Below are 12544 nucleotides of genomic sequence, written 5' to 3'. Positions count from 1 at the left end.
GAATGTTGAGAATTCGTTCGCTTGACGCTCGGCACTTGCGTTCTTACTTTCAGGGCAACAGAGTTTGCTCAGTTGGGGGCGACTCAAACTGGATTATGAAAAGAGGCAAAAATGGCCACTGTGAATGTTGAAGACGGTAACTTCGAAGCTGAAGTACTCCAGAGCTCTACCCCTGTTCTCGTAGACTTCTGGGCGACCTGGTGCGGTCCTTGTAAGATGATTGCGCCTTCTCTGGAAGAAATCTCCGAGGAAATGGCTGGTCAGGTTAAGATTGCTAAGCTGGACATCGACAGCAACCAGCAGAGCGCAATGAACTACGGCGTTCGTTCAATCCCAACCATGATCCTTTTCAAGGATGGTCAGCCTGCAGCGACCCTCGTTGGTGCACAGCCAAAGGGCAAAATTGCTGATTGGATCAAGCAGTACTCATAATTTTGAGGGTATCTGCAACGAAATGCTGAGTAAAATCGGGCATTCTGAGGATCTCCGGTCACGGAAGTGGCCGGAGGTCTTTTGTTTTTGGCAAACAGTGACTAAATAAGGACCGAATAAAGTTTTGGCACGGGCGCCTGTTGGCAGCCCTGCTTTGCTCTTCGGTGAATAAGAGCAAGTTTGAAAGACGGGATGACGATGAGCGATCAAGACAAAACTCCGCAGGCAGAAGAGCAGATGAATCCGGAAGCTGTGGTTGAGGAAGCTGCGAGTGCCAATGGCGCTGAGCAGGCAGAAGCTGCTGTGGAAGTAGATCCAATCGAAGCACTGCAGGCTGAAAATGCTGCCCTGAAAGACCGCGCTCTGCGCACCATGGCAGAAATGGAAAACCTGCGCCGCCGGACTGAAAAAGAAGTCAAAGACGCAAAAGCATACGCAGTGGCAAGCTTTGCCCGCGACATGCTCGTCGTCAACGACAACCTTGGCCGTGCAATCGAAGCACTGCCTGATGATGCGCGTGAGAACGACGATAACCTGAAGGCGCTGGTTGAAGGCGTTGAGTTGGTAGAGCGCGAAATGCTCAACCACCTGGAAAAGCACGGCGTGAAGCGGCTGTCTCCAGAAGGTGAAAAGTTCAACCCACACTTCCATCAGGCGATGTTTGAAGTGCCGAACACCGAAGTTCCAAACAACACCGTTGTTCAGGTTGTTCAGGCTGGCTACGTCATCGGCGAGCGCGTCCTGCGCCCGGCAATGGTCGGTGTTTCCAAAGGCGGCCCAAAAGTAGCTCCTGTTGCCGACAAAGCAGCAGAGCCAGGCTCCACAATCGACAAAGAAGCCTAAAAAAGAAAGCCCTCACACAAATGAGGGCTTTTCAAAAGAATTCCAAAACGGAGGTCGATGTTCGGCCTCCGTTTTTTGTTGTGCGGGTGGCGGATCAGTTGGCCTTGAAGAAGGTGTCAACGCGGTCGATGACCTGATCGACGTATTGGTCGATGTCGTATAGGTCGAAGTGTTCGGCGCCTTCCACCACCATCAGCTCCTTAGGCTCAGCTGCATTAGGGTAGAACAGATCAGTCAGCGGGCCGGTGATGGCTGCGTCTGATCCGCGAATGAACAGCTTTGGTAGGGTCAGCTGGTCTCCATAAGGAGAGTGGTTCAGGGCCGGATCAATTGGCAGCTGGAAGGCAGGCAGCATGTTGGAGTAGTTCGGTGCATGTTCCAGCGCGCCGCGGGATGTCATGTAATAATCAACGGCATCAGCGTAATAGCGCGGTGTACCTTCTGGAACTTCGCCCGGTTTCATAGCGCCGAGGACGGGATACCGATCCACTTCACCGGTCTGCAAGTATTTCTCCATTGCCAGATTTGCGCCAAGGATTGCTTGACCGCGCGTTTCCTCATCCATCATCTGCGCGAAGGCTGTTGCACAGTCAAAGTATGCGGACATGGTGGCGATGGCTTTCAGACGCTTATCAAGGAATGCAAGGCGGGTGATGTAGGCACCGCCCATGCAAAGCCCCATGCCGTAAATCCGGTTTTCATCAACACAGTCCAGATGACGTAATGCGGTGATGCCATCTGTCAGCACGGTGATGATGTTCTCGGTGTTCTCGTAATTGCGGATTTCACCTTCACTCTCACCAAAGCCAATGTGATCCACGGCCAGCAGAGCATAGCCACGGGCGGACATCTTCTCACCGTAGACAACGCTGGCCTGTTCCTTCACCTGCGTTGCCGGACGGGCAAAGATGATGGCAGGGCAAGGGGCAGTCTCAAAGCCCTCAGGCAAGTAAAGATCTGCAGCAATCCGGTAGCCCTTTGTTGTGAAGCTGATTGAGTTCTTGCCGGGCTTGAACGCGCTCTGGTCAATCGTGATCATCTGGTCTCTCCATTCTTTCGTGGTTCATAACGACTTGTCGGGACGTATTTAGGTTTAGTAAGCGAGTGCTTACATTGTTGACAGAAAAGTAAGCGATGGATTACTTTGGAGTCAAGAACAAATGTAAGCGGTGGCTTACAATGGCCGGAGCGACCTGAATGTCACAGAATAAACAAAGAGATGCTGCACAAACCAAAGACCGCATCCTGCAAGCGGCGGGTGCCAAGTTCTCGCAAAAGGGCTATGATGGTGCGGGAACAAGAGAGATCGCGGACCTTGCTGAAGCCAACATCGCTTTGGTGACGCGCTACTTTGGCTCCAAGGAAAACCTGTTCCGCGAGGCCGTCCTGCCAGGCATGACCATGGCGCCGCTGATGATCGGAGATATGGAAAGCATCCCCACCCGCATCGCGCACTACATGACCACCAAGAACCTCGATGGTCCGATGACGCTGGACCCGACACAGGCGATCCTGCGGTCCATGGGCAACGAGACCGTGGCCCCCATGATACGCGAAGCTCTGGGCGATAAGGTGGTCGATGAACTCAGCGACAGCATCAAGGGGGACGACGCGAAACTCCGCTCAATCCTCGTCATCGCCTTCCTGTTCGGCCTCGATGCCATGATGCGCGTGATGCACCTCTCCCCTGAAGAGGAGGACGACAAGCAAGCCATGGAGAAGCTGATCAAAGAGACGCTGGAAGGCCTGATGTTGCCGGAAGCTCTGCAAGAAACGCAGGGCTGATCTGAAGTTCTCGGCGCTGTCCCCAAAACCTTCACAGGATCTCGGGCTATTTAAATCCAACAAATGAAGTAGTGTAGTTCTCCGGTTGCTTTTTTAAGATGGCTGACTAAAACCACCAATCTTGAAACCAACGAATTTGCGGACAAGACGTAGATGCATTCTGAGATCTGGCAGTATCTGGACTTTTTGGGCGTGGCCGTGTTTGCCGTGACGGGCGGACTGGTCGCTGCACGTCTGCGTCAGGATTTTATCGCGTTTCTGTTCTTCTGCTCCCTAACGGGCATCGGTGGTGGAACCCTGCGCGATACGCTTCTGGATGTGCCAGTTTTCTGGATCGAAGACGAGAGCTACCTCTATGTCTGCCTGATCGTCTCCATCGGCATGTGGTTCTTTGCTCATAGAGTTGAAGCATGGGGCCGCCCGTTGCGTTGGCTGGATGCGGTTGGTGTTGCCGCCTACTCTGTGATGGGTGCTGCGAAGGCAATCTCACTGGGTGATACGGCTGCTATCGCTGTTCTCATGGGAGTAGCGAGCGCGACATTCGGCGGAATTTTGCGAGATATCATCGCCGGCCAGCCCTCAGCTCTGCTGCAAAGAGAGATCTATCTCGCAGCCGCCCTTGCAGGTGCGACCACGTACACCGCTGTGCTTATGGTAACAGGAGGCAGCAATCTTGCAGCTGCTCTTGGCTTTGCTGTTGCGATGATACTGCGTGGTGGTGCTATCGCGAGAGACTGGCACCTGCCGAGCTACGCACCGCCAAGAAAGAAAGATCTTGAGGACCTCGACTAGGCCTCAGCCGGAAAAGCCGAGTTAAACGCGCAGATAAACGTGCCCCGCAGCGGCCAGATCAGCAAGTGCGGTGCCCGTTGATTTGAACAGCGTGATCTGCTCGTAAAAGCGGCGGCCCGCCCGGTCTCCCTGACACAGCTCCGCCAGATCAGAGGCAATGTCCTGCAGGCTCAACACCCCATCCGCCAGCGGCTCCTTCAGCTCTCCGGCAGTCGTCGGCGTCGTGTCATAGCTGTCGAGGAACAGCCGCGCCTGCGAGATCACCCCATTATCGCACTCACGTTGATCCGCATGAGTTGAACCCACCAGATCCAGATGCGTGCCTTCCTGAAGCCATTCGCCTTTGATGAGCGGCGTATGCGTACTCGTGGCGCAACAAACGATATCCGCCCCACGCACAGCCCCTCCCAGATCCGTTGTGGCTGAAATCGTAAAGGCTTGGCCCTGCATGGCCTCTACCAATTGCTGAGCGCCGGAAGGGCTCCGGTTCCACACCAGAACCTCTTTGATAGGCCGCACAGAGGCGTGCGCTTCAATCAGATACGGCGCAAGACTGCCAGCCCCCACCATCAGCAGACGGGAGGAATCTTCACGAGAGAGGTAGGAGGAAGCCAGCGCCGATGTGGCCGCCGTACGCCAGTTCACCAGCGCTTTGCCATCAAGCAACGCAAGCGGTGTCCCGGTTTTGCCGGACTGCAAGAGGTAAACACCAGCAACACTGGGGGATTGATGTTCCTGAGAGGTGGGAAGCGAGCTTTCGATCCGCGTGCCAATAAACCCGCGCTCAATGGTGTCCTGAGCAGCAAAGTCATGCCATGCGGAGGAAATGGTGAGAGAGCCGTCGTCGAGGCCGGTAGGACGTGCAATTCTTTGTGTGAGCGGGGAAGGGGCCACCGCACCAACACGAAAAGCACGTCTCAGCGTTTCAAGAAGATCACGAAAGTTCATCACCTCCTCAATTTCCTGAGCAGTGATGATCCGCATTCGTAATCCCCGTTTTCAGCGTTCAGGGCAGAGTTATAAAGCGGTTAGGCTGCCTTTTTATGGTCTGGTGATGGCAGGCCAGGTGCAATGTCACCCTGTGCCACCTTACGCAGTGAATCCGCTTCATGTTTAAGCTGGTTCGCTTCCCGCCGCTGTACGCGAGCTTCCTTGCGGAAACGGCCTTGTCGCATCCAGGTCGCCACACCGCCGAGCACCACGCCCAGTCCAACAGCGCCAAACAGTAACCAGAAAACCGGGATGTTGAAGGTCAACATCGGATCCTCTGGATTAAAGGGGTTAAGCGAAATCAGCGTGGAATGCCGGTTCGCAACCGCGAGTACAACAAGTAGAGCTGCTATAGGGATAAGCAGCAGGTTCCGAAGGAAACGAGCCAATTTATTACTCCAGGATCAGTCTTCGCCGTGATCCGTGCCGTCGTTCAGCCGTTCGCGCATTTCTTTGCCGGTTTTGAAGAACGGAACGAACTTTTCGCCAACTTCAACTTTCTGGCCAGTTCTTGGATTGCGTCCCACGCGCGCAGGGCGGTTCTTCACGGAGAACGCACCAAAGCCACGCAGCTCAACGCGGTCACCGCGCATCAGCGCTTCGGTAACTTCATCAAGAATGGCGTTTACGATATTCTCTACATCACGCTGATAGAGATGCGGATTACGCTCCGCGATAGTCTGAACTAATTCCGATTTAATCATGCTTTGCCCCCCCAAGTGCTGAGACTGTTGCCGCATCCGGAGCCTGCCAAACAGACACGAGACCGTCAAGCGGTAGGCTTGAATCTACGACACTTTTTGCTGTTTTGAGAAGTGAGTGTATCAAATTCTGGTTCTCACTACCCAAAAAGCCTAATAAATTTGCAGGGAACGGGAGTGTCCGTTCGTCTGATTCTGGTTTCCAGTCGATAATTTTCAAATCACTGGAAAGCCCTTTTTTCTCAATAAGCCACTGATGCGCAGCCTGTTCGCCACCAATCTCATCGATCAGCTCCAGCCCTTTTGCCTGATGCCCGGTGTAAACCTGACCATTGGCAAGCTGAAGTGCACGCTCCTGGGAAAGGCCTCTGCGTTCTGCAACCAGCCCAACGAACCACATATAGGTATCGTCGATGATGTCTTGCAAGGCTTCCTTCACTTCAGGTGTAGCTGGCTCATAAAAGTTTGGTTCAGCTTTCAATGGCGCGCTTTTGATCGCATCCATCTCAACACCAATCTTATCAAGCAGGCCCTTCGCGTTACCGTATTGGAAGAGAACACCAATTGAGCCGGTCAAAGAGGTGTATTGAGCAACAAGGTGGTCACTGGCGATAGCAGAAAGATAAGCAGCGGAAGCGCCAAGCGTCGTAATGGACGCTGTCACAGGCTTCTTCTCGGCAATCTTGCGCAGCGCATTGTACAGCGCTTCACCGCCGGATGTAGTGCCACCTGGGGAATTAATGGAAACGATGACGCCCTGTACGGTGTCATCCTTGGCAATTGCTTCAAGCATTTCCAGCTGGCGGCGATCATAGGTGATCGGTCCGCTGATTTCGATGCGAGCAATATGTTTTTCGGATCGGGCAAGCTCTCCAAGGCCGGTTGCCTCAGCGCCACCCCACAACAGCAATGCTGCCAGTGCTAAAAAACTAACGACACGCCAGAATGAAACTTTACGTCTCAGGCGCCTACGATCAATAAGAACGTCACTATCTAGACTCATGGGGTCTTCCCGGTCAAACTCAATTAAGCGACTATAGGGAAACAATACCTAAGCTTTTGAATAAGCCAAGTGTTCTTTCTCTGCAGGCGGTAAAAACACGACCATAAATTAGGCTTTGTCACTGCCAAACGGTTAATTTGGGGGACACAGCCTGTCAAATCTCCGAAATTTCTGGTTGCAATGCTAATCGACTAAGATGCCAGAGAAAATGGCGATACTATGTTATTTTACGTTTTCCTCTGCTTCCATCAGGTCTTCTTCGTGCGCAATCGCACTTTCCATCAGGTGCCGCCACATCGTCTCGTAGGTTTTTTCGTTCAGTCCGGCTTCGCGGGCATGCGCCTTCACATTGCTGGCCACCTCTTCAACGCGGCTTTCAATGCGGGCAGCAAGGCCAATCGGTTTTTTGATTTCCGCAGCGCGGGTAATGTACGTCCAGCGCTCTGCAAACAGGGTGATAAGTTCGGAATCCAGGCGATCAATTTCAGCGCGGATCTGAGCCATGTTCTGACATTCACGAGCAGAGGTTTTCATTAGTTTTTTGCTGCCTATCGAATTGAATGAAGCGGCTGGGAAATGCCACCTTTTGAAATGTCATACCCGAAATAATTGCCGGGTCGCAACCGGCATATGATTATCGCATAAAAAATCCGTTCCGTTCATCAGGAGGTGGGGGGGAGCTGAGAACGGAACGGGATCTTATCGGCCATGGGGCCAGTTGGACTTTTCGTCTTTTTTGGGCCACTGTTTCATCGGTTGCTCTGAAAACCGACAGGTTCAGTGATCTTAATTCTTGACGCGAGAACTAGGGGCATAGTTCATCGCGCGCTGTTGGAAACCCAAAGCCGATTGCTGCAAGGACGGCGTAAAACGGGTTTCCAGTTAGCCCTGCGGTTTCGGGCGGACCGCGAGGGCATTCCGAAGTCCTGAACCAGAACGGACCTTATTATTGTTATTGGTCTCGCTCGTGTTCCAAGACAAACAGCACAATAGAGTTTGAGAGAATGGGATACTCTCTTGCTCGCTGTGTAAAGTAATATACAGACGTTACTTGAAGATAAATAGAAATCAGAAATAGAAAATTTCGAAATATGACTCGATCTTAGGTGGTATATAGCAAATTAAAAGTTGATACTAAAAATACCCATCAATTTACTATTGCTTATCTATTATATTTATTTTGATTAAAGTGAATTCATATTTACATTAATTAAAATTGAAGCCATGTAAATGCTGTAGATCACAGAATTTGCTTTATTCTTACCTTAGGGGAATGCGTTGCTGCATTAAAAAAGGGACGTCTCCGCCCCTTTTAGGTCTCGCTGATTTAAGACCTTCCTGCTTAATCATCGAAAAGTCTGTCTCCGCAAAATGCGAAGCCAGCCCTGACAAAATTATCCAACCTAGATTGAACGCGTAATTCCGCCATCAATGCGGATATTTTGTCCTGTCATGTAGCTGGAGGTGTTTCCGGCAAGGAAAGAAATCAGATCAGCCACTTCCTGAGAGGTGCCATAGCGGCCCATTGGAATGCGATTCCGGCGCTCTTCTTTCTCCGGCAAACTATCAATGAAGCCCGGGAGCACATTGTTCATGCGGATGTTTGAAGCCGCGTACTTGTCCGCAAACAGCTTGGTGAAAGCGGCGAGGCCCGCTCTGAACACGCCAGAGGTTGGGAACAGTTCTTCAGGCTCAAACAGCGCATAGGTGGAAATGTTGACAAAGCTGCCTTTGCCCTGCGCTTCCATGATTGGCGTTACAAGGCGGGTGATGCGGACAACGTTCATCAGATAGAAGTCCATGCCTCTGGCCCAGTCTTCATCTGTCAGCTCAAGGATCGGTCCTTTAGGGCCATGACCAGCACTGCTCACAACAGTATCGATGCGGCCCCATTTTTCCATGGCGGCATCAACAAGGCGCTGCAGGTCGGCTGTTTCAAGGTTGGAGCCGGTCACGCCAACACCGCCCAACTCTTCAGCCAGCTTCTCGCCTTTGCCTGAGGAGGAGAGGATAGCAACCTTGTATCCGTCCTCTGCCAGCTTGCGTGCTGCTGCAGCACCCATGCCACTGCCACCAGCAACAACAAGCGCGACTTTCAAATCACTCATGAAACCCTCCTGAATTAATTCAGGACCATTCCATTTTCTGTGGGGCAAGAAATCAAGTGACGATTTGTCATCACCCTGAGAGAAACCGGGCGAAGGGCATAGTAATTCTGTCATTTGCGTTCCTAACGGAAACGTGAGGAACTCAATTGCTCTGATTTCAATAAAATACTTCTACTTTTAACTGGTTGAAAATAACTATGTATAAAAATCGCGAGTACAGGCACATGCCGTGAGATTCAGTGATTTAAAGCTTATCGCCGAAAACACGACACCGGTTTTCGGATGAAGCTACGCAAACTGCTTGAGTTAAAGTCGTTTTATGCATCGGTAAGGGAGAAGTTTGTTGCAGGCAGATGTTGTCACATCGAAAGAGCTTGCTGCTGTAAAGCAAAGCTCAGCAACAAAAGCACTCCAAAACCCATCGGTGCGCGTGCTGCAGTCTCCTGTAGAAGTCGCTGACATCCAGCAGCACTGGCGCAAGCTGGAGCAATCCGCCAAGGGTAATCCGGTCTTCCAAAGCTATGCCTGGACCATGGCGATGCTTGAAAACCCTTCAGTGGTCCAATCCGCCAAGATCTTTGCGGTTTACGATCAGCACAACCTGATCGCGGTTTTGCCGCTGCGCATTGAAAAGCAAAAATCCCTGAAAGCGTTGACAGGCCTGGGCGAACCTTTCCAGCAGTACTCCGAGATGCTGCTGGAACCCGGCTACAAACCAGCCGAAGTGCTCAACCTCCTGAAGCCACATCTGCAAAAGGCCGGAGCGGATATCATCCACCTGCGCCAGATCAGAGAAGGCGGCGCTCTCTATGATTTTGCCTACGCTCAGTTTACGGAAGTTGGAGAAACAGATGGCGCACCATGGCTGGAGCTGAACCAGTGGGACAGCTTCGAGGACTATCTCACGTCCATCTCTGCCCGGTCCCGCAAAACCATCCGCAACCAGCGTAATCGCCTGCACAAATCAGCAGGCCTGACGCACCGCGTGATCCGCCAAGGAGATCCTGAGCTGGAAACTATGGTTCTGCGCACTCTGAAAGGGCGTGAGAACTGGGTGGAAGCCATGGGATACGCCTCTCGCGCTCTGGAAGGTGATGGCCTGCAGCAACTCCTGCTGGCTTTGGGCAAAGGCCCTGCAAAAGGCTGCGAACTTATCGCATTCGAGCTGAAACACGGTGATCTCCCGATCTCAACCGAATGGGGCTTCCTCTTCGAAGGCTGTTACTCCGCCTATATGGCAGACTGGAACCCGGACTACGAACAATCCAGCCCCGGTAAACTCCACCAGATGGATGTCATCGAAGCCTGCTTTACGCTTGGGATTGATAAGATCGACTTCCTCAAGCCAGCCTCCCGCTACAAGATGACATGGACCTCAGAAGTCGCCAGCGTCTTCGACGCCGTCAGCCCGCTCTCCTTGAAAGGCCAGCTCTACGCCAGCCTCTGGCTCAAGAACCTGCGTCCTCTGGCAAAACGCATCGTCCTCGCCCTGCCAAAAGGCCCAAGAGCCCTCCTGATGAGCACCGTCAAGAAAATCATCGGCTAACGCAGCCGGGCTTCCTTACTGGCTACCACTCTCAATTTCTCAAGACCTGTGATAATGCAAAGCAGGACTATCCTCGCAGGCTGGAGGTTTGAACGTGAGCAAGACAGAGAGCTTTCAGGAACGCGTAGCCCCATGGCTATTGGAGTGCTTCGGCAAAGAAATCGCCACCGATAAGACAGAACGCAACCATCGCTTTCTGGAAGAGGCTCTCGAACTGGTCCAGTCCGCAGGCTGCACCGCCAGCGAAGCACATCAGCTCGTCGACTTTGTCTTCAATCGGGAAGCTGGAGAGCTCAAACAGGAAGCCGGTGGTGTCATGGTAACACTCGCCGCCCTCTGCCTCGCCCATCACATCGAAATGCACGATTGCGGTGAAGTGGAGCTGGAAGAAATCTGGACCAAGGTGGACGCCATTCGCGCCAAACAGGCAGCGAAGCCGAAATATGCACCGCTCCCGTAATCTGAGCAGGTTTAGGGTGCTTCTCTGACATAAGCGCGCAAAAAAACACGAAGTAACGCAAACGAACGCATTCATCAGCGCAACAAAAAAGCCCGCTCAAATGAGCGGGCTTCTTCGCAAAATCTATTGCTAGATCTTATTCGTCGTCGGACTGCTTCTTCATAGCTGCAGCGAGGATGTCGCCGAGAGAAGAGGAAGCGTCGGAAGAACCGTACTGTGCAACTGCTTCTTTTTCTTCAGCAATTTCCAGTGCCTTGATGGATACACCAACGCGGCGGGTCTTCTTGTCGAACTGAGTAACGCGAGCTTCGATTACGTCGCCAACGTTAAAGCGTGTTGGATCCTGCTCACCGCGTTCACGGGACAGGTCAGCGCGACGGATGAATGCAGAGAGGTCGCCGTCTACGAGTTTAACGTCGAGACCACCGTCTTTGATTTCAGTCACTTCACACTTAACGATTGCGCCCTTGCGAACGTCGCCAGCGGATTCGAACGGATCAGCGTCGAGCTGTTTGATGCCGAGAGAGATGCGCTCTTTCTCAACGTCAACGTCAAGAACGACTGCTTTAACAACGTCGCCCTTCTTGTACTCTTCGATGACCTGCTCGCCCGGACGGTTCCAGTCCAGATCGGACAGGTGAACCATGCCGTCAACATCGCCTTCGAGACCGATGAACAGACCGAATTCGGTCTTGTTCTTAACTTCACCTTCAACGGTTGCGTTAATTGGGTACTGCTGAGCGAATGCTTCCCATGGGTTCTGCAGAGTCTGCTTGAGGCCCAGGGAGATACGGCGCTTAGAAGCGTCAACTTCCAGGATAACCACTTCAACTTCCTGAGAAGTAGAAACGATCTTGCCTGGGTGTACGTTCTTCTTGGTCCAGGACATTTCGGAGACGTGGATCAGGCCTTCGATACCTGGCTCCAGTTCTACGAATGCACCGTAGTCGGTGATGTTGGTAACACGACCGGAGAACTTCGCGTCCAGTGGGTACTTGGCTTCGATGCCATCCCATGGATCGGTTTCCAGCTGCTTCATGCCGAGGCTGATGCGGTGTGTTTCCTGGTTCACACGAACGATCTGCACCTTCACGGTCTGACCGATGGTCAGTACTTCGCTTGGGTGGTTGATACGACGCCATGCGATGTCGGTAACGTGCAGGAGGCCGTCGATGCCGCCCAGGTCAACGAATGCACCGTAGTCAGTGATGTTCTTAACAACACCCTCAACGGTCTGACCTTCTTCCAGGCTCTGAACGAGTTCAGAACGCTGTTCTGCGCGTGTTTCTTCCAGAACGGTACGGCGAGATACAACGATGTTGCCACGGCGCTTGTCCATTTTCAGGATCTGGAAAGGCTGTGGAGTGTGCATCAGAGGAGTAACGTCGCGTACTGGACGGATGTCTACCTGAGAGCGTGGCAGGAATGCTACTGCGCCATCCAGATCGACGGTGAAACCACCTTTGACCTGGTTGAAGATCTGACCAGTAACTTTTTCGCCAGCTTCGAAAGCAACTTCCAGGCGAACCCAGCTTTCTTCGCGGCGTGCTTTGTCGCGGGACAGAACAGCTTCACCCATCGCGTTTTCAACGCGCTCAAGGTAAACTTCTACTTCGTCACCAACGGACATTTCGCCGTCACGGCCTTTAGCGCCGAATTCCTTCAGAGGAACGCGACCTTCAACCTTCAGACCTACGTCGATTACTGCGAGGTCTTTTTCGATAGCAACAACGGTGCCTTTTACAACGGTGCCTTCGTAAAGGTCGGAAGTCGCAAAAGATTCTTCCAACAGAGCTGCAAAGTCTTCAGCAGCAAAGTTCTGATTTTCCATGAAATCTCCTGGTGCCATAAGAATGGCGCTCGCCGGCGGGTTTGTGTTAACAC

Annotated in this window: 14 protein-coding genes; 6 read left to right on the top strand and 8 right to left on the bottom strand. The window is 52.5% G+C overall.

What is annotated here, in order from left to right:
• Positions 1–111: 111 nt before the first annotated feature.
• Together trxA and grpE are read left to right on the top strand one after the other, a co-directional pair.
• Positions 112–432, top strand: a complete 321-nt coding sequence (gene trxA, locus AC3CB2_RS09500; RefSeq protein WP_008548703.1) for a thioredoxin — start codon at positions 112–114, stop codon at positions 430–432.
• A 198-nt stretch (positions 433–630) separates the two neighbouring features.
• Positions 631–1275, top strand: coding sequence for a nucleotide exchange factor GrpE (gene grpE / locus AC3CB2_RS09495; protein WP_037036490.1), 645 nt, complete (start codon positions 631–633; stop codon positions 1273–1275).
• 94 nt (positions 1276–1369) lie between these two features.
• On the opposite strand, the gene AC3CB2_RS09490 is transcribed toward grpE, so the two are convergent.
• A complete protein-coding gene (locus tag AC3CB2_RS09490; protein WP_352932631.1) occupies positions 1370–2314 on the bottom strand; it encodes an alpha/beta hydrolase in 945 nt (314 codons plus the stop codon).
• A gap of 158 nt (positions 2315–2472) precedes the next feature.
• Here AC3CB2_RS09490 and AC3CB2_RS09485 point away from each other — a divergent pair, with 158 nt between their 5' ends.
• Together AC3CB2_RS09485 and AC3CB2_RS09480 are read left to right on the top strand one after the other, a co-directional pair.
• Complete coding sequence (locus AC3CB2_RS09485) at positions 2473–3060, top strand: TetR/AcrR family transcriptional regulator (protein WP_352932633.1); 588 nt, start codon at positions 2473–2475, stop codon at positions 3058–3060.
• Positions 3061–3213: 153 nt separating this feature from the next.
• On the top strand, positions 3214–3852 hold the full coding sequence (locus tag AC3CB2_RS09480; protein ID WP_008548234.1) for a trimeric intracellular cation channel family protein: 639 nt from the start codon (positions 3214–3216) through the stop codon (positions 3850–3852).
• 21 nt (positions 3853–3873) lie between these two features.
• Here the strand turns inward: AC3CB2_RS09480 and lhpI are convergent, their stop codons facing one another.
• The 6 genes from lhpI to AC3CB2_RS09450 all read right to left on the bottom strand — a co-directional run bounded on the left by lhpI (position 3874) and on the right by AC3CB2_RS09450 (position 8654).
• Positions 3874–4836 (bottom strand): bifunctional Delta(1)-pyrroline-2-carboxylate/Delta(1)-piperideine-2-carboxylate reductase, encoded by a 963-nt coding sequence (gene lhpI, locus AC3CB2_RS09475; RefSeq protein ID WP_352932635.1) that lies wholly within the window; start codon positions 4834–4836, stop codon positions 3874–3876.
• 44 nt (positions 4837–4880) lie between these two features.
• Entirely contained in the window at positions 4881–5231 is a 351-nt protein-coding gene (locus tag AC3CB2_RS09470; protein ID WP_208608922.1) for a lipopolysaccharide assembly protein LapA domain-containing protein, read from the bottom strand.
• Positions 5232–5246: 15 nt separating this feature from the next.
• Complete coding sequence (locus tag AC3CB2_RS09465) at positions 5247–5546, bottom strand: integration host factor subunit beta (RefSeq protein WP_008548293.1); 300 nt, start codon at positions 5544–5546, stop codon at positions 5247–5249.
• Positions 5539–6546 (bottom strand): signal peptide peptidase SppA, encoded by a 1008-nt coding sequence (sppA, locus tag AC3CB2_RS09460; RefSeq protein WP_037036398.1) that lies wholly within the window; start codon positions 6544–6546, stop codon positions 5539–5541. The genes AC3CB2_RS09465 and sppA overlap by 8 nt, the downstream gene beginning before the upstream one ends.
• Positions 6547–6768: 222 nt before the next feature.
• Positions 6769–7080, bottom strand: a complete 312-nt coding sequence (locus AC3CB2_RS09455) for a chorismate mutase (protein WP_008548209.1) — start codon at positions 7078–7080, stop codon at positions 6769–6771.
• Between the two features lie 869 nt (positions 7081–7949).
• Positions 7950–8654 carry an SDR family oxidoreductase gene (locus AC3CB2_RS09450; protein ID WP_352932638.1) on the bottom strand — a complete coding sequence of 235 codons (705 nt, stop codon included), beginning with the start codon at positions 8652–8654 and terminating at the stop codon, positions 7950–7952.
• 343 nt (positions 8655–8997) lie between these two features.
• Between AC3CB2_RS09450 and AC3CB2_RS09445 the strand changes: the two genes are divergently transcribed.
• On the top strand, positions 8998–10200 hold the full coding sequence (locus tag AC3CB2_RS09445) for a GNAT family N-acetyltransferase (RefSeq protein ID WP_352932640.1): 1203 nt from the start codon (positions 8998–9000) through the stop codon (positions 10198–10200).
• A gap of 94 nt (positions 10201–10294) precedes the next feature.
• Positions 10295–10660, top strand: coding sequence for a hypothetical protein (locus AC3CB2_RS09440; protein WP_352932642.1), 366 nt, complete (start codon positions 10295–10297; stop codon positions 10658–10660).
• Positions 10661–10796: 136 nt separating this feature from the next.
• On the opposite strand, the gene rpsA is transcribed toward AC3CB2_RS09440, so the two are convergent.
• Positions 10797–12491, bottom strand: a complete 1695-nt coding sequence (gene rpsA / locus AC3CB2_RS09435; RefSeq protein WP_008548461.1) for a 30S ribosomal protein S1 — start codon at positions 12489–12491, stop codon at positions 10797–10799.
• Positions 12492–12544 lie beyond the last annotated feature (53 nt).

Source organism: Pseudovibrio sp. SCP20 (assembly GCF_057774105.1).
Note: the sequence above shows the minus strand (reverse complement) of the source record. Positions and strands in the feature narration are given on the sequence as shown.

Bases quoted from the DNA above. Each gene is read 5' to 3' on its own strand.
- AC3CB2_RS09465 (WP_008548293.1), bottom strand. From the start codon at position 5,546: ATGATTAAATCGGAATTAGTTCAGACTATCGCGGAGCGTAATCCGCAT.
- sppA (WP_037036398.1), bottom strand. From the start codon at position 6,546: ATGAGTCTAGATAGTGACGTTCTTATTGATCGTAGGCGCCTGAGACGT.
- AC3CB2_RS09455 (WP_008548209.1), bottom strand. From the start codon at position 7,080: ATGAAAACCTCTGCTCGTGAATGTCAGAACATGGCTCAGATCCGCGCT.
- AC3CB2_RS09480 (WP_008548234.1), top strand. From the start codon at position 3,214: ATGCATTCTGAGATCTGGCAGTATCTGGACTTTTTGGGCGTGGCCGTG.
- trxA (WP_008548703.1), top strand. From the start codon at position 112: ATGGCCACTGTGAATGTTGAAGACGGTAACTTCGAAGCTGAAGTACTC.
- lhpI (WP_352932635.1), bottom strand. From the start codon at position 4,836: ATGCGGATCATCACTGCTCAGGAAATTGAGGAGGTGATGAACTTTCGT.
- AC3CB2_RS09450 (WP_352932638.1), bottom strand. From the start codon at position 8,654: ATGAGTGATTTGAAAGTCGCGCTTGTTGTTGCTGGTGGCAGTGGCATG.
- AC3CB2_RS09485 (WP_352932633.1), top strand. From the start codon at position 2,473: ATGTCACAGAATAAACAAAGAGATGCTGCACAAACCAAAGACCGCATC.
- rpsA (WP_008548461.1), bottom strand. From the start codon at position 12,491: ATGGAAAATCAGAACTTTGCTGCTGAAGACTTTGCAGCTCTGTTGGAA.
- AC3CB2_RS09490 (WP_352932631.1), bottom strand. From the start codon at position 2,314: ATGATCACGATTGACCAGAGCGCGTTCAAGCCCGGCAAGAACTCAATC.
- grpE (WP_037036490.1), top strand. From the start codon at position 631: ATGAGCGATCAAGACAAAACTCCGCAGGCAGAAGAGCAGATGAATCCG.